Here is a 15967-nt window from a genome sequence, read left to right as displayed (position 1 = left end):
TCAGTCCCAGGTCAGTCCCGGGTCAGTCCTGGGTCGGCGCCGGGGTGTGGCGCCACGCTGCGGTGATGTACTCCGGCTCGGGGCACATGGCCGCCGCAAGGCGCAGGTACGGGCCTGCCTCGTCGGCACGGCTGGCGCGCTCCAGCGTGCGCCCGAGCGCGTGCAGCGCCCACGCGTCGCGCGGGTCGAGGTCGATCACGCGCCGGAGCGTGGCCTCGGCGCGGCGCAGCTGCGCGGAGCCGAAGTACGCCTGGGCCGCGAGCAGCTGGACGGAGAGGTTGTCCTGCTCCGCCGCCAGGTGCGGCTCGATCAGCTTGAGGGCGCCGAGCGGGTCGCGGGCGTCGACGAGTTCCTGTGCCCAGCGGTAGTTCTCCACGGTCATGCCGGACATCTGCGTCGTCACGATTGCGCTCCTTTCGGCGTCCGGAAGATCAGGACATGCGTGTCAACCGAACCGCAGGCGGGCTTGTTCCCGCCACCGGTTTGCGGCCGGGCCGGCGCCTCAGCGGGCGGTGAAGCCGCCGTCCGCGGTGTGGATGCCGCCGGTGATGAAGCTCGCCCGGTCGGAGAGCAGGAACGCGACCAGTTCGGCGATCTCGGCGGGGCGGCCGAAGCGGTCCATCGGGTGCTGGGCGCGCATCACGGCCTTGGCGTCGTCGTCGAAGCCGCCGAGGAGCGGGGTGTCGACGCAGCCGGGGGCGACCGCGTTGACCCGGATGGCGCGGTCCGCGTACTCCAGGGCGGCGCAGCGGGTCAGGCCGACCACCGCGTGCTTGGCGGCGACGTACGGTGCGGCGCGGTCGATGCCGACCAGGCCGTGGACCGAGGAGATGTTGACGATCGCGCCGCCGTCGCCGTGCTCGAGCATCGCCGGGATCTGGTGGCGCATGCCGAAGAAGACGCCGTCCAGGTCGACGGCGAGCACCCGGCTCCAGGCGTCCGTCGGGTAGTCGGCGAGTTCGGCGACCGGTCCGCATATGCCCGCATTGTTGACCGCGAGGTGCAGGGCGCCGAAGGCCTCGACGGCGGCGGCGACCAGAGCGGCGGACGATTCGGGCCGGGTGACGTCGACGCGCATCGCGCGGGCCCGGCCGCCCGCGTCGTTGATGCGGGCCGCGGTACGGGCCGCGCCGACGTCGTCGATGTCGGCGACCGCCACGTCGGCCCCGCCCGCCGCGAGGCGGATCGCGACGGCCGCGCCGATGCCCGAGGCCGCGCCGGTGACCAGGGCGGTGCGCCCGGCGAACTCGGCGCGGCCGGCCAGGCCCGCGGTCTCAGTGCCCATAACGGCAACGATGGCCCGGCCTCCCGGAGCCGACATCCCGTGTGAGCCGAACGGGTCAGGCCGCGGAGGTGTCCAGGTTCGTCAGGATGCCGTGGAAGACGACGTCGAACACCCGCTCCACGGCGGCTTCACGGGCCCTCTTGTCGAGGCGGCTGAGGTCGGTCTCGAGCAGCAGGGTCGAGATGCCGTGCACCGCCGCCCACATCGCCACGTCGGTGAACGCCCGGCGCCCGGCGGCCAGTTCGCCGGCCTCGACCAGCTCGTCCAGGGCCTCGGACATCGACATGTACGAACTGTTCCGCTCGGTCAGCGGCGGCGCCTCGGACACCGGGTCGCCCTCGGGCATCGGGGCGTCCGCGTACTGCCGGAAGATGAGCCGGAACAGGCCCGGCTCCTCCAGCGCGAAGCGCACATAGCCGCGGCCCACCGCGCGCATGCGGCGGACGGCCTCCTCGCCCCGGTCGGCGCGCGCCGGCTCATCGGTGAGGCGGGCGGCGACCTCGGCGTCCATCCGGGCGCCGGCGCGCTCCTTGACTGCCTCGACCAGGTCGCGGTGGCTTTCGAAGTGCCGGTACGCCGCGGTCGAGGAGACGCCGGTGGCGCGCGCCGCCTCGCGCAGCACGATGGCCTCGGGGCCGCCGGTCCGGACCATCTCCAAGGCCGCGTCGACCAGGGCGTTGCGCAGGTCCCCGTGGTGGTACGCGCGGCGGCCGGGCGCCTTCGCACCGGGCTTCGTACCGGGCTTCGCGCCTGTTCCGCCGCCGGTCTCCGCGCCGCCGCCGGGCGCTTGCGCTCGTGGACTCACCGCATCCCTCCGAACCTGATCAGGACACCCATGTTGACAGCGCCAACATTGAATGCCAAGTTATCAGTGACAACATTGTTGACGGCATAAACATTGCTTGTCCGGCACCGGCTCCGGCCGGCCGCCGTCCGTACGGCCCGTCCCTTGCCTGCCCGCACGGAAGGCCCTCCTCATGCTCGAACGCATCGGCACCATCGCCGCGTACCGCGCCCGCACCGTTCTCGCCGTCTCCCTCGCCCTGCTGATCGCCGCCGCGGTGGCCGGCTTCGGCGCCTTCGGCGTGCTCAAGTCCGAGGGCTTCGAAGACCCCGGATCCGACTCGTACCAAGCCGGTGAAGTGATCCGCGAGAACTTCACCGGCAGTCCCAACCTCGTCGTCGAAGTGCGGTCCCGCGGCCAATCCGTGGACGACCCGGCGGTCGCCGACGCGGGCCGCCGCATAGCGGGCGCCCTCGCCGTCGAGCCCGGCTACTCCGGGGTGGTCTCGTACTGGTCCACCGGCGCCCCCGGGCTGAAGTCCACCGACGGCACCAAGGCGCTGATCCTGGCCCAGGCCCCCGACGACGTCGACGCGCTGCCCGCCTCGGTGCAGGCCGCGGCCGGCGGCGCTCTCGGCCCGGACGGCGCGGTCACCGTCAAGCTCGGCGGCGACAGCCCGCTCGCCCCCGAGGTGAACGCCCAGGTCGGGAAGTCCCTGGCGATCGCCGAGGCGATCGCGGTGCCCATCACGCTGCTGCTCCTGGTGCTCGCGTTCGGCAGCGTGGTCGCCGCACTCGTGCCGCTGGCGATCGGATTCGTCGCCATCATGGGCACGTTCGGCGAACTGTTCGTGCTCGGGCAGCTCACCGACGTGTCGATCTTCTCGATCAACCTCACCACCGCACTCGGCCTCGGCCTGGCCATCGACTACGGCCTGCTGATCGTCGCCCGGCACCGCGAACTCGTGCACGGCGGAGCCTCGGTGCCCGACGCGGTGGTCGAGACGGTCCGCACCGCGGGCCGCACGATCGTCTTCTCCGCGGCGACCGTGGCCGCCGCGCTGGCCGTGCTGCTGGTCTTCCCGATGTACTTCCTGCGGTCCTTCGCCTACGCCGGCATCGGCGTCGTGCTGATCTCCGCACTCGGCGCGCTGTTCGTCGCCCCGGCCCTGCTGGCCGTGCTCGGCCCGCGCGTCGAGGCCGGGCGGATCCGCGGCATCCGCGGCGTGCAGGGTGCCGAGACGCCGTTCTGGGGCAGGCTCGCCGGTGCGGTCGCCAAGCGTCCCGCCCGCGCCGCGCTGCCGGTGCTCGCCGTGCTGCTGGTCGCCGCGTCCCCGCTGCTCGGCGTCACCTTCGGCACGCCGGACGAGCGCGTCCTGCCCAAGGACAGCGCGATCCACCAGGTCGGCGACTCGCTGCGCGAGGACTACCCGGGCAACGACACGCACACCGTGACCGTGGTGGCCGACGGCAGCACCGGCGGCCTGCCCCAGTACGCGGCCGAGCTCTCCGCGCTGCCCGGCGTCACCCGCGTCGACACGGCGTCCGGCTCCTTCGCCGGCGGCCGCTCGGCCGTCGGTGCGCCGCACCCGGAACTGGCCGGCCCCGAGGCGCAGATGCTCTCCGTGGTCACCTCGCTCGACCCGAAGTCCGACGCGGTCCAGGACCTCGTCCGCGACATCCGCGCGGTGCCGGAACCGGACGGCGCCCGGGTCCTGGTGGGCGGTGACGACGCCGAACTCGTCGACACCAAGGCGGCGATCGCGGACCGCATCCCGCTGGCCGTCGGCCTCATCGCGCTGTCGACCTTCGTGCTGCTGTTCCTGTTCACCGGCAGCATCGTGCAGCCGCTGCGCGCCCTGGTCCTCAACGGGCTCAGCATCGCCGCCGCGATGGGCATCACCGTGTGGGTCTTCCAGGAAGGCCACTTCGCCGGCTTCCTCGGCTTCACCCCGATGCCGATGGACACCTCGATGACCGTGCTGCTGTTCTGCATCGCCTTCGGACTGTCCATGGACTACGAGGTGTTCGTGATCAGCCGGATCAAGGACCTGCACGAGGCCGGCTACTCCGACACCGAGGCGGTCACCCGCGGCCTGGCCCGCACCGGCCGCATCGTCAGCACCGCGGCCGCGCTGCTCGCGGTCACCTTCCTGGCGTTCGTGAGCAGTTCGGTCAGCTTCCTGCAGCTGTTCGGGCTCGGTGCGGCGCTGGCCATCCTCATCGACGCGACGCTGGTCCGCGGCATCCTGGTGCCGGCCACCATGAAGTGGCTCGGTCCGGCGGCCTGGTACTCGCCCAAGCCGATGCAGCGCGCGTACGAGAAGGTGGGCGTGAGCGACGGCTGACCGGCGGCCGGGCCCGCGCAGGCGCCCGGCCGACCCCACGGCAACACCCCCGAGAGGGCCGCGGATTGCTCCCGCGGCCCTCTCCCTTTCGCACCCGTGCACGACTACCGTGGGTGCAATGCCGCACAACACAGAGGTGGCCGAGGCTCGCCCGCGCCGGAGCGACGAGACGCTGGACTGCCTGCTGCGCGACCGCGTCGCGGTGCACCCCGAGGACCCCGCGGTCGCCGATCCCCCCGACATGCGCGCCCGTACCGGTCGCCCGCCGCAGCAGTGGACCTGGGCCCGGCTCGACCAGGAAGTCGACCGGCTCGCCGCCCTGCTGCTCGGCCACGGAGTGCGGCGCGGCGACACCGTGGCCCTGCAACTGCCGCCCGGCGCCGAACTGGTGCAGTCCGTGCTGGCCTGCTGGCGGATCGGCGCGGTGGCCATGCCGCTGTCCGTCAGCCTGCGGGACCGCAGCCTCACCTACCGGGCCCGGCGCACCGGCGCCCGCACCATCGTCACCAGCACGCGCATAGGCGGGCACCGCCCGGCCGCCGCGGCGGTCGCGCTGCCGTGCTTCCCGGCGGTGCTCGCCTGGGGGCCCGACGTCCCGGCCGGCGCGGTCGACCTGGACGCCGCGGCACCTGCTCCCGACGAGCCCGCAGCGTACCTGTCCCGGACCGGCATCGGGCCGGGCGACCGGGCCGCCATGCTGTGGACCGCCTGCGACGGCGAACTCCCTTACCTGCACCGCGATCTGCAGGTCGTCCCGCAGCCGGACGCGGCCCCCGCCGGGGAGCCGGACGCCGCCTCGCTCACCAACACCACCGGGCTCACCTGCCCGGCCGGATTCCGCGACGTCCTGCTCCCGTGGCTGCACAGCGGATGCCGCCTGGTTCACCCCGAAGAGGGAACTTCAGACCTCACAGGAAGCAGTCGAATTCCCCGGCCTTGACGCCCGCGATGAATGCCGCGAGTTCGTCGTACGTGTAGCAGAGCGCGGGACGGCCGACGTCCTTGGAATCGCGCAGCGCCACGCCGCCCGGGATCCCGGCGAGTTCGACGCATGCGCCGTTCTGGTGCGAGAAGGTCGACTTCACCCAGTCGGCTTCGCTCAGCGCACCGGAAGCGGCGGCATCGTAGAGCGCCGCGGCCGAAACGGCCGGAACGGGCATGTCGGCGAGGGCAGTACGGGAACTACGGGCAGTACGAGAAGTACCGGCAGAGCTGTTGGGCATTACACACTTTCTGCTCGCTCAAGGATCAGCGCGAGGGAATCGCCCGGCGACAGGGCAGCCTGCTCGATTCGGCCGAACAGCCGGTGGTACCGCTGGACTTCACGCTGCGAATCGCGAGGAATCATACCGGCGATACCCTCCACGAACGCGACTTCGCCGTCAGCCGGATCGGTGAATCCGAGGAGTGCGAATCCGGTCGCGTGCGCCGCGCGCGCCCCCGCTTCGAACGGCACCACCTGGAACACCACGTTGGGCAGCCGGGCCAGTTCCGCGAGATGGCGCATTTGCGTGCGCATCACACCGCGGCCCCCGGTGTCGAAGTGCAGCGCCGCCTCGGAAACGATGCCGTGGTACCGCAGCACCGGTTCGGCGCGCAGCCGGCGCTGCCGGGCGAGCCGTACCGCGACCAGGCTTTCGACCTGTTCGGCGGCCAGCGGATTGATACCGGCGTCCATGATCGCGGCAATGTAGTCGGCGCACTGCAGAAGTCCGCCGATCACCATCGGCTGATACTCGCGTTCGACCGTGGCACTGTCCTCGAAGGCCACGAACTCCTCGAGATGCGCGTTCATCACATCGGCATACTCGCGCCACCAATGCCGCGGACGCTTGCCGACCACCAACTGCTCCAGCTCCGACTGCACCTGCGCGGGCACTTCGTACAGCCGGCACAGCGTCGCCAGATCATGGGGCGTCACATAGGCGCGGGCGAGCTCCATGCGGCAGATCTTGCTGACATCCCCGCGGATGGCCTCGGCGGCGGCGATGCGGCTGATCCCCCGGTCCTCGCGGAGTCTTCGCAGCTCCTGGCCCAGACGCTTGCGCTTGAGGGCGTGGAGGGAATCGATGGCCACATCGGCTCCTCTCGGAACTTGCGCGCTCTTACTTGCATATGCGGATTCATCGGTGCTTCACTCATCTTGAACACCCTGTGCTCTCGAGTCAACACAGAGAGCTATATCAACGCGATGCACCTCAGTCGCACCGCGCGGCCCCCAGGGAGAGCTGTGCACGCCACCGCCGCGTATTCGGAGCCCGTCTATATCGTCCGGCTGCCGTCCGTGCCGAGCTCGGTGGCCACCGCCCGGGAACACGTCGAAGCACTGTGCCGCAAGTTCGGCCTGGACAGCTTCGGCCCGGTCCAGGTGGTGTCCGAGCTGGCCGGCAACGCGGTGGAGCACGCCGGCATGTGCGGCGGGCTGGAAGTCTGGGTCTCGGTCGGCCCCGGCTACCTGTGGATCGAAGTGGTCGACTTCGCCCCCGAATTCGTCCCCGATCTCGACCACGTGCAAGAGCCGGACGACGAGCAGGAGCGCGGCCGCGGCCTGCTCATCGCGCGGACCCTCGCCGAGCGCATCGAGGCGCTGGTCCTGGGCGACCGCAAGGCGCTCTGCGCCTGCTTCCCGGTTCCCGTGTAAGCCCTCCCTATACGGGCGCCGCGGGCAGTTGCCGGGTGCCCCGTGCGTACGCGTCCCCCTGTCGTACGCGCGCCGGCCCCGGCAACGGCGAAGGGCCGCCCCCGGTTTCCCGGGGGCGGCCCTTCTGCTTCGGTCTGCTTCCGCTCAGCCCTGCCTCGGGCTCAGCCGGTCGGGCTCAGGAGGCCTCGCCCTTGGTGAGGTCCGGGCCGGAGCCCGCGGCCTCGACCGGCGGGGCGTCCGGCAGCGCCGCCTTCTCCTCGCCGACGAAGGTGAACTTCTCCTCGTCGCCGTCGCCTTCGGTGCCGACCACCACGATCGAACCGGGCCGCAGCTCCGCGTACAGGATCTTCTCGGACAGGGTGTCCTCGATCTCCCGCTGGATCGTGCGCCGCAGCGGACGCGCGCCCAGCAGCGGGTCGTAGCCCTTCTTGGCGAGCAGCTTCTTGGCCGCCGGGGTGAGCTCCAGGCCCATGTCCCGGTCCTTCAGCCGCTCGTCCACCTTGGCGATCATGAGGTCGACGATCTGGATGATGTCGTCCTCGGACAGCTGGTGGAACACGATCGTGTCGTCGACACGGTTCAGGAACTCGGGGCGGAAGTGCTGCTTCAGCTCCTCGTTGACCTTGGCCTTCATGCGGTCGTACCCGGTCTTGACGTCCGAGTTGCCGGTGAAGCCCAGGCCGAAGCCCTTCGAGATGTCCCGGGTGCCCAGGTTGGTCGTCATGATGATGACCGTGTTCTTGAAGTCGACCACGCGGCCCTGGGAGTCGGTCAGGCGACCGTCCTCCAGGATCTGCAGCAGCGAGTTGAAGATGTCCGGGTGGGCCTTCTCGACCTCGTCGAACAGCACCACGGAGAACGGCTTGCGGCGCACCTTCTCGGTGAGCTGCCCGCCCTCTTCGTAGCCGACGTAGCCGGGAGGCGAACCGAACAGCCGCGACACGGTGTGCTTCTCGGAGAACTCCGACATGTCGAGCTGGATCAGCGCGTCCTCGTCGCCGAACAGGAACTCGGCCAGCGTCTTGGACAGCTCGGTCTTACCGACACCGGACGGGCCGGCGAAGATGAACGAGCCACCGGGACGCTTCGGGTCCTTCAGGCCGGCGCGAGTACGGCGGATCGCCTGGGAGAGCGCCTTGATGGCGTCCTTCTGGCCGATGACCCGCTTGTGCAGCTCGTCCTCCATGCGGAGCAGACGGGCCGACTCCTCCTCGGTGAGCTTGAAGACCGGGATGCCGGTCGCGGTGGACAGGACCTCGGCGATGAGCTCCTCGTCCACCTCGGCGACGACGTCCATGTCGCCGGCCTTCCACTCCTTCTCGCGCTTCGCCTTGTCGGCAAGGAGGGTCTTCTCCTTGTCGCGCAGCGCGGCGGCCTTCTCGAAGTCCTGCGCGTCGATCGCGCTTTCCTTCTCCCGGCGCACGTTCGCGATCTTCTCGTCGAACTCGCGCAGGTCCGGCGGCGCGGTCATGCGGCGGATGCGCATCCGGGAACCGGCCTCGTCGATCAGGTCGATCGCCTTGTCCGGCAGGAAGCGGTCCGAGATGTACCGGTCGGCCAGGGTCGCCGCGGCGACCAGCGCGGCGTCGGTGATCGAGACGCGGTGGTGCGCCTCGTACCGGTCGCGCAGGCCCTTGAGGATCTCGATGGTGTGCGACAGCGACGGCTCCGCGACCTGGATCGGCTGGAAGCGGCGCTCGAGCGCGGCGTCCTTCTCCAGGTGCTTGCGGTACTCGTCGAGCGTCGTCGCACCGATGGTCTGCAGCTCGCCGCGGGCCAGCATCGGCTTGAGGATGCTCGCCGCGTCGATCGCGCCCTCGGCGGCGCCCGCACCCACCAGGGTGTGGAGCTCGTCGATGAACAGGATGATGTCGCCGCGCGTGCGGATCTCCTTGAGCACCTTCTTCAGGCGCTCCTCGAAGTCGCCGCGGTAGCGGGAGCCCGCCACCAGCGCACCCAGGTCGAGCGTGTACAGCTGCTTGTCCTTGAGCGTCTCGGGCACCTCGCCCTTGACGATCGCCTGGGCGAGGCCCTCGACGACGGCGGTCTTGCCGACGCCGGGCTCGCCGATCAGCACCGGGTTGTTCTTGGTGCGGCGGGACAGCACCTGCATGACCCGCTCGATCTCCTTCTCACGCCCGATGACCGGGTCGAGCTTGCCCTCGCGGGCAGCCTGCGTGAGATTGCGGCCGAACTGGTCGAGCACGAGCGAGGTGGACGGCGTGCCCTCCTGCCCGGCACCGCCCGGGGAGGCGGTCTTCTCGCCGGAGTAGCCGGAGAGCAGCTGGATCACCTGCTGGCGGACCCGGTTGAGGTCCGCACCGAGCTTGACCAGGACCTGGGCGGCGACGCCCTCGCCCTCGCGGATCAGGCCCAGCAGGATGTGCTCGGTGCCGATGTAGTTGTGCCCCAGCTGGAGCGCCTCGCGCAGCGAGAGCTCCAGGACCTTCTTGGCACGGGGAGTGAAGGGGATGTGGCCGGACGGGGCCTGCTGGCCCTGGCCGATGATCTCCTCCACCTGCTGGCGGACCGCCTCGAGCGAAATCCCGAGGCTCTCGAGCGCCTTGGCGGCCACGCCCTCACCCTCGTGGATGAGGCCGAGGAGGATGTGCTCGGTTCCGATGTAGTTGTGGTTGAGCATCCTGGCCTCCTCTTGGGCCAGGACGACAACCCGCCGCGCGCGGTCGGTGAACCTCTCGAACATCGTTATCGCTCCTCAGAGCGGTCGTGCAGTTCGGGGACGGTCCCCTCCCTGTCCTTCCGCATGCTAGTCCCGCACGCGGGACCGCTCACTTCGTCCACAAGGACGTGCGACCCACGTGTTGCGGGCCGCGCCGGACACCTAGTCAAACCTGATAGTGCGGGGCAGTGTTCCCCCGAACCAAGCAGAGTGACCGATTGCGAGTACGCCAGAAGCGAACGCGGCTCCGACGAGGCGTTTCCGACGGCCCGAGCCCGGCCGGCCGGCACCCCGTTCCACCCCGTCCCGCATCGCATCCTCGCCCCCTCCCGTGCGGTCCTGCCGGGCTCATACCCAGGGCGGCACCCCGCATACGCCCGGCGACCGCCATCCGGACGGGGAAACGCCGCAGGTCGCGCAGCTTCCCCCGAGAGAGGGACGGGCAAGGTTACAGTTGGCGTGAATACATAGCGCAATCGGTCGATCACCTCTCGTAACCGGAGTCTTCCCCCGGAGTTGAACACGCTATGGCAGCGACACTCCTTTTCGCCCCTCGCTCGGCCGCGATGACCCCCGGGCCGGTCGACGAGGCGCTCTGGTACGCCGGTGCGCTGGGCTGGCCGGTGCTGCCCGGAGCCGCGCTCGGCGCGCCGCCCCGGACCGCCCCTGCGGTCCCGGGACCCACTGTCCCGCACCCGGCACCCGATCCTGCGGACGCGGGGACTGCGGCAGGCGCGCCGGGCGGCACAGCCTGCGCGCTCGCGGCGGCCGACCGGACCTGGCCGACCGATCCGGCCGACCCGGCAGAACCAAACGGCATGGCCCAGGGGACCACCGACACCGCGGCCATCGTGCGGCAGTGGGCCGCGCGGCCGCGTGCCGTGCGGCTCGCCACCGGGGTGCACTTCGACGTCCTGGACGTGCCCGGCGCGGCCGGCACCCGGGCGCTGCGCCGCGCGGAGCGCATCGGGCTCCCGCTCGGCCCGGTGGCGGCGACCGCGGCCGGGCGCGTGCAGTTCTTCGTGGCGCCGGGCGTCGCGGAGGACCTGCCCGGGCTGCTCGACTGGCTGGACTGGTCCGGCGTGGGCCTGGACCTGCGCGCCTTCGGAGCCGGGGACTCCGTACCGGCCCCCTCGCCGTGGCCTGCCACCTGGCTGGCGCCGTGGCCGCGGGACTGGGAGTCGGCCCGCTGGCTGCGCGCCCCGGCGGCCTCCCGGCTGCGCTGGGCGCCCGGTGCGCGGGCCGAGACCCTGATGCGCGTGGACGTGCGGTTCCCGGACGTCACGCGGCTGCTGAGCGGGCTTGCGGACGCCTGCCAGCACGTGCGGCTGCTGCCCGGCCAGCGGCACGCGGCGGCGTCCGCCTGAGGGTGCCCGGGATGCGCAAAGGGCGGCCGCCCGCTCGCGCACTGCGAGAAGGGGGCCGCCCGATGACGTCGGTCAGGCGTGCGCCTTGTCGTACGCCTCGCGGATGTGGGCAGGGACCCGTCCGCGCTCGCTGACCTCGTAGTCGTTCTCCCTCGCCCACTGGCGCACCAGCGCCGTGTCGGCCGCGCTCGTGCCGGCCGACTTGGCCGTCCCCCGCGCGCCCCGGCGGCCCGCGGCGCGGCCCCCGGTCTTGCGTGCGACCTGCACGTACGGAGCCAGCGCAGAGCGGAGCTCGCCGGCATTCGCTTCGCTGAGGTCGATCTCGTACGAGACACCGTCGAGGGCGAACGTCACCGTCTCGTCGGCCTTCCCGCCGTCGAGGTCGTCCACGAGAAGAATCTGGACCTTCTGTGCCACCGGTTTCCCTTTCATCGGGAGGGATCGCCACCAACCATGAAAAGGAAACCGCTTTTCCCGGAAAAATTCAAACCCGGGGAAGCGGAACCGAACGCCCCGGCAATGCGTTTGAGGCTGGATAGGAGATCTACCGGACAGTTCCGTGCGGTTGCCCGCGCGCATGGTGATCCGGCGCCCGGGCAAACGGAACTGCCGGGGCGCACACCGATCTACAGCCGGACTACAGGTGAAGCAGCATCCGCGTGTTGCCCAGCGTGTTGGGCTTCACGCGTTCCAGGTCGAGAAACTCCGCGACGCCTTCGTCATACGAACGAAGCAGTTCACGGTAGACGTCCTGATCGACCGGGGTGGCCTCGATCTCCACGAAGCCGTGCCGCGCGAAGAAGTCGACCTCGAAGGTCAGGCAGAATATCCGCCGCACGCCCAGCCAACGGGCCGTCTCCAGCAACTTCGCGAGAACCCGGTGGCCCACACCGTACCCGCGGCACGAGGTGTCGACGGCAAGAGTGCGGACCTCGGCAAGGTCCTCCCACATCACGTGCAGCGCACCGCAGGCGACCACGGCACCGTCCCCGTCGCGTTCCGCGACCCAGAACTCCTGCACGTCTTCGAACAGTGTCACCGTCGGCTTGTCGAGCAGGATGCGCTTGCCCGCGTAGTCGTCCACCAGCCTTCGAATGGCCGTGACATCCGAGGTTCTGGCCCGGCGGATCGTGACTTCCATGGGGGGAAGGTATCGCGATCGGCGGCAACCGCGGCGGCCGCCCCGGGTCATCGCGCGTGGACTGCCCGGAATGCGGACACATGCTTAGGCCGACTTAGGCCGAGTTAGCCGACAACCGGACGACAACTGGTGGGCAACCTGTCCGGTCGGTTTTGCAGGTGACCGGAACCGCTGCGGAATCACCCCATTCGGGAGGCGATTCGGGTACTCGAACACGCCGAGTCCGGATCGTCGGGGCAGGGGCTCGCGACGGCCGGTGCAGGATCCGCGGAAGCCACGAAATCCGAGCGGCCGGACATCACGGTGCCGGCCGCGGGATCCGGGACGCGGACCGCCAGGGTGAGCGTCGCGGTGCCGCCCGCGGCAATCCGGCCGGTCGTCCAGACACCGGTGGCCGTGTCGTACGTGCCCTGCGTCATCGCCCCCCAGAGCAGCGGGGCGCCGGCCGGGAGGCTGTTGCGGACCCGGGCGAAGAGGGCGGCGGCGTCCCCGCTGTCGGTGACCGCGACGGTGTGCGTGAGCGTCTGGCCGGGCCGCGCCTCGGTGGCGTCGACGGTCCGGGCCAGGCTCAGGCGCGGCTTGCCGAACCGCAGCTCGGCGCAGGCCGAGGCGGGGTCGTCCGGGCAGCGCTGCGCGGCGGGGACGTCGACCTCCGAGGTGGGCGGCGGGGGCGGGGGGGTCGGGGTCGGGGTCGGGGTGGCGGTGTCCGGCGGCGGGGTCGTCGGGGCGGCCGGGGTCGGGGGCGCACTCGTAGGCGGTGCCGTCGTGGGCGGAGCGGTGGTCGGCGGGCGCGAGGTCGGCGGCTTGGTGGTCGCCGGGGGCCTCGTGGATGCCGGAGGCCTGGTGCTCGGCGGCCTACTCGTCGCCGGGCGCGTGGACGGGGGCCTGCTGGTCGGCGGCTGGGACGGCACGGAGGCGGCGGTCGCGGACGGGCTCGGCACGGGGCCGGCCGGCGTGGACACGGACGGGCTTGCCGCAGGGCTTGCGGCGGGGCTGCCCGAGGCTTGCGGGGACACGCTCGCGGACGGCCCGAGCGCCCGGGCCCGGGTGCGCGGCGACGTCACCGTCACGCGGATCTGCGGGGCCGGCGCGCCCGCACCTCCCGCAGTCGCCTCGATGCGCCAGACGAGCACCGCTTCGCCGGCCCCGGGTGTGCTCGGCACGGTCCAGACCCCGGCGGTCGCGTCGAAGCCGCCGCGCGAGGGGTCCGCGCCGACGGTGCGCAGCCCCTCGCCGAGCCGGCCGGCGACCGTCACGCGGTCGCCCGGGCGGGTGCCCGACATGGCCAGCCGGACCACCGCGGTGACAATCTCGCCGTCCGCCGCGACCGGCGTGCCGAGGGTGAGGTCGAGGGCGAAATGCGGGCGGGCGTCGCGCGCCGCGGCCACCGCAAACTGCACCGCGGCCAATGCGGTCGCGGTCACCAGTGCCGTGCACATCGGCAATGCGGCGCGGCGTGCGCGCCGGTTCGCCAGGATGTTGCGGATCACCGGCGCCACCTCGTTCCCTGCGTCCCGCTGCTTCCCCACCGGACCAGTAGTCCGATAAGCGGGCAATTCACCCTCAGGAAACCGTGATCCCTTTAGGGGAACACGGTGGCGCCGACACTCCGAATATCGCCCGATTTCACCCGTGCGGCCCAGTCGGCCGACAGCCGGGTGCCAGTCGCGCGATCAGTCCGAGATCGGCCCGGGATCAGTCGAGTGGATCTTGAATCCACGGTTCGGCGGCACCGCGGATTTCCTCCGGAAGGGCGACCCGCAGCGCATCGCGGAGGATGTCGGTCTGCTCCGGGCTCATGCCCTCGACAAAATGGACCAATGCCCCGGCGCGCGCTCCCCCGGAAAGCCAGTCGTCGCGCATCAGCGCGGCCGTGTGCGCCTCTCGGGAAAGCACCGCTTCGTAGCGGTACGCCCGCCCGTCGAGATCGCGGCGCAGCACACCCTTCTTGTGCAGTTTGTCGAGAACCGTCATGACCGTCGTATAGGCGAGGTCGCGCTCCGGCAGCAGCAGCTCCCGCACCTCGCGCACCGCGAGCGGACCATTGGCCGCCCACAGGCGCAGCATCACTTGCTCCTCGAGCTCTCCGAACCGGGGCATCGGGGGCGACCTTTCCGGCCGAAAATTCGCGACGCATGTCGGGTTTGGCGCGAATCAAACCTGCGGGAATTGTGACGTGCCGCACACGCGTTTTCGGAAGTCCTATGCAGCATCGTAGCCGCCTCGACCCGGCAAAGCCGACATATCGCACGCTTTCCGCGTCACCGCCCCGTCACTACTATCCGGCGTCGTAGTGACCGCCCGGTGACAAGCTGGCTTCGCGTTCTGCCCGGGTGTTACCACTGATGAGCCGACATCGGATGCCGGGCAGCCCACCCGGGCCGGCCCCGCGCAGTCCAGCGCAGCGCACCGGTCGGCCGACTCGTACGAGGACGCATCCACAGCGACGTGGGCGCGGACGACTCGCCCGAGTCCGTCCCGCTCCGCCGCGGGTCACGGGCCGCCGGCTTCACCCCGAAGCCGGACGCGCCGACCGCGGCCGCCCACCGTGGCCTCACCGGCCCTGTCCAGGGTGCGTCCCTGCCCCAACGGCTTGTCCGTACGGGGGCGCGAGCATGCCGTCGAACCCCTGAGGTACTTGTGTCGAACACCGCTGACAGCTCCCGCACGCCCAAGACCCGCGCCGACCGAGTGCGGGCCCTGCGTCCCTCCCGGCCCGTCGTCATGGTCGCCGGGCTTGCCGCGCTGGCCTCCGCGACCGGTGTGGGCATCGCCTCCGGCCAGACCGAGACCGACACCACGCACGTGGCGGCGGTCGCCGCGGTCGCCGACGGCGGCACCGACCAGGCACTCGCGGACCGCGCGAACGACGTCGCGGCCCGCGGCTCCGAGCGCGCCGCCCTGGACGCCCCCACCGGGCAGGCCGCCCGCGACGCGCTCGGCACCCCGGCCGCCCAGGCGCTCGCCGCCCAGCAGGGCGAGCAGGCCAAGGTCCGGCTGGCCGCGCAGGCCGAGGCGGACCGCGTGGCCGCCGAGCAGAAGGCGGCCGCGGACAAGGCCGCCGCCGACCAGGCCGCCGCCAAGGCCGCGGCCGACCAGGCTGCCGCCGCTGCTTCCGCGGCTCCGGCCCAGGCCTCGGCGGGTGCGCCGGCCGCCGCACCGGCCGCTTCGGGCTCGGACTACGTCCGCCCGGTGCCGGGCGCCGGCCACGGGAGCTACGGCCGCTCCGGCTCGCTGTGGTCGCACGGCCACACCGGCGAGGACTTCGCCGCGGGCTCCGGCACCTCGGTCAAGGCGGTCACCTCCGGCACGGTCGTCAAGACCGGCTGGGGCGGCGCGTACGGCAACGAGGTCGTCATCAAGCACCCGGACGGCAAGTACAGCCAGTACGGCCACCTCTCGAAGTTCTCGGTGTCCGCCGGCCAGACGGTGACCACCGGTCAGCAGATCGGCCTGTCCGGCTCGACCGGCAACTCGACCGGCCCGCACCTGCACTTCGAGATCCGCACCGGCCCGGCGTACGGCTCGGACATCAACCCGATCGCGTACCTGCGGTCCAAGGGCGTCAGCATCTGACGCTTCGTCATGACAACGCAGCAGGGCGGGTGTTCCGGAAATCCGGAGCACCCGCCCTGCGGCGTTTGCGGGTAACGGCCAACGGCCGCGGGGTCAGTCGTCCTGCGAACGGCGGGAGTCGGTCCCGCGGAAGATGGTCACCATCA

At 71.6% G+C, this 15967-nt stretch carries 15 protein-coding genes; 5 read left to right on the top strand and 10 right to left on the bottom strand.

Translation table 11 applies throughout. The features are described 5' to 3' along the window. Positions 1-22 precede the first annotated feature (22 nt). The 3 genes from LZ495_RS19370 to LZ495_RS19360 all read right to left on the bottom strand — a co-directional run bounded on the left by LZ495_RS19370 (position 23) and on the right by LZ495_RS19360 (position 2090). Complete coding sequence (locus tag LZ495_RS19370; protein WP_235053605.1) at positions 23-403, bottom strand: tetratricopeptide repeat protein; 381 nt, start codon at positions 401-403, stop codon at positions 23-25. Between the two features lie 99 nt (positions 404-502). Further along, entirely contained in the window at positions 503-1285 is a 783-nt protein-coding gene (locus tag LZ495_RS19365) for an SDR family NAD(P)-dependent oxidoreductase (RefSeq protein ID WP_235053604.1), read from the bottom strand. Between the two features lie 55 nt (positions 1286-1340). Then, the gene (locus LZ495_RS19360; RefSeq protein WP_235053603.1) at positions 1341-2090 is read right to left on the bottom strand and encodes a TetR/AcrR family transcriptional regulator; all 750 of its coding nucleotides are present in this window, start codon (positions 2088-2090) and stop codon (positions 1341-1343) included. 172 nt (positions 2091-2262) lie between these two features. On the opposite strand from LZ495_RS19360, the gene LZ495_RS19355 reads away from it, so the two are divergent. Both LZ495_RS19355 and LZ495_RS19350 read left to right on the top strand, forming a co-directional pair. Beyond that, positions 2263-4416 (top strand): MMPL family transporter, encoded by a 2154-nt coding sequence (locus tag LZ495_RS19355; RefSeq protein WP_235053602.1) that lies wholly within the window; start codon positions 2263-2265, stop codon positions 4414-4416. A gap of 118 nt (positions 4417-4534) precedes the next feature. Continuing rightward, a complete protein-coding gene (locus tag LZ495_RS19350) occupies positions 4535-5356 on the top strand; it encodes an AMP-binding protein (protein ID WP_235053601.1) in 822 nt (273 codons plus the stop codon). Here the strand turns inward: LZ495_RS19350 and LZ495_RS19345 are convergent. Both LZ495_RS19345 and LZ495_RS19340 read right to left on the bottom strand, forming a co-directional pair. Then, positions 5325-5576: a DUF397 domain-containing protein gene (locus LZ495_RS19345; protein ID WP_235053600.1), complete on the bottom strand. Its 252-nt coding sequence runs from the start codon at positions 5574-5576 to the stop codon at positions 5325-5327. The two genes, LZ495_RS19350 and LZ495_RS19345, sit on opposite strands and share 32 nt — an antisense overlap. Before the next feature lie 62 nt (positions 5577-5638). Beyond that, positions 5639-6493 carry a helix-turn-helix domain-containing protein gene (locus LZ495_RS19340; RefSeq protein WP_235053599.1) on the bottom strand — a complete coding sequence of 285 codons (855 nt, stop codon included), beginning with the start codon at positions 6491-6493 and terminating at the stop codon, positions 5639-5641. A gap of 153 nt (positions 6494-6646) precedes the next feature. Here LZ495_RS19340 and LZ495_RS19335 point away from each other — a divergent pair, with 153 nt between their 5' ends. Next, positions 6647-7057, top strand: coding sequence for an ATP-binding protein (locus LZ495_RS19335; protein ID WP_235053598.1), 411 nt, complete (start codon positions 6647-6649; stop codon positions 7055-7057). Between the two features lie 175 nt (positions 7058-7232). Here the strand turns inward: LZ495_RS19335 and LZ495_RS19330 are convergent, their stop codons facing one another. Continuing rightward, complete coding sequence (locus LZ495_RS19330; protein WP_235053597.1) at positions 7233-9761, bottom strand: ATP-dependent Clp protease ATP-binding subunit; 2529 nt, start codon at positions 9759-9761, stop codon at positions 7233-7235. Positions 9762-10264: 503 nt separating this feature from the next. On the opposite strand from LZ495_RS19330, the gene LZ495_RS19325 reads away from it, so the two are divergent. Then, positions 10265-11104: a hypothetical protein gene (locus LZ495_RS19325; protein ID WP_235053596.1), complete on the top strand. Its 840-nt coding sequence runs from the start codon at positions 10265-10267 to the stop codon at positions 11102-11104. A 72-nt stretch (positions 11105-11176) separates the two neighbouring features. Here LZ495_RS19325 and LZ495_RS19320 read toward each other — a convergent pair whose 3' ends face one another. The 4 genes from LZ495_RS19320 to LZ495_RS19305 all read right to left on the bottom strand — a co-directional run bounded on the left by LZ495_RS19320 (position 11177) and on the right by LZ495_RS19305 (position 14312). After that, positions 11177-11521, bottom strand: a complete 345-nt coding sequence (locus tag LZ495_RS19320; protein WP_235053594.1) for a histone-like nucleoid-structuring protein Lsr2 — start codon at positions 11519-11521, stop codon at positions 11177-11179. Positions 11522-11741: 220 nt separating this feature from the next. Then, positions 11742-12245 (bottom strand): amino-acid N-acetyltransferase, encoded by a 504-nt coding sequence (locus LZ495_RS19315; protein WP_235053593.1) that lies wholly within the window; start codon positions 12243-12245, stop codon positions 11742-11744. A 179-nt stretch (positions 12246-12424) separates the two neighbouring features. Continuing rightward, positions 12425-13735, bottom strand: a complete 1311-nt coding sequence (locus LZ495_RS19310) for a DUF11 domain-containing protein (protein ID WP_235053591.1) — start codon at positions 13733-13735, stop codon at positions 12425-12427. 205 nt (positions 13736-13940) lie between these two features. After that, positions 13941-14312, bottom strand: a complete 372-nt coding sequence (locus LZ495_RS19305; protein ID WP_235053590.1) for a BlaI/MecI/CopY family transcriptional regulator — start codon at positions 14310-14312, stop codon at positions 13941-13943. Positions 14313-14885: 573 nt separating this feature from the next. On the opposite strand from LZ495_RS19305, the gene LZ495_RS19300 reads away from it, so the two are divergent. Continuing rightward, positions 14886-15821 (top strand): M23 family metallopeptidase, encoded by a 936-nt coding sequence (locus LZ495_RS19300; RefSeq protein ID WP_235053589.1) that lies wholly within the window; start codon positions 14886-14888, stop codon positions 15819-15821. Positions 15822-15967 lie beyond the last annotated feature (146 nt).

The organism is Yinghuangia soli, assembly GCF_021502675.1.
GTDB lineage: Bacteria > Actinomycetota > Actinomycetes > Streptomycetales > Streptomycetaceae > Yinghuangia > Yinghuangia soli.
This window is presented reverse-complemented; position numbering and strand designations above follow the sequence as displayed.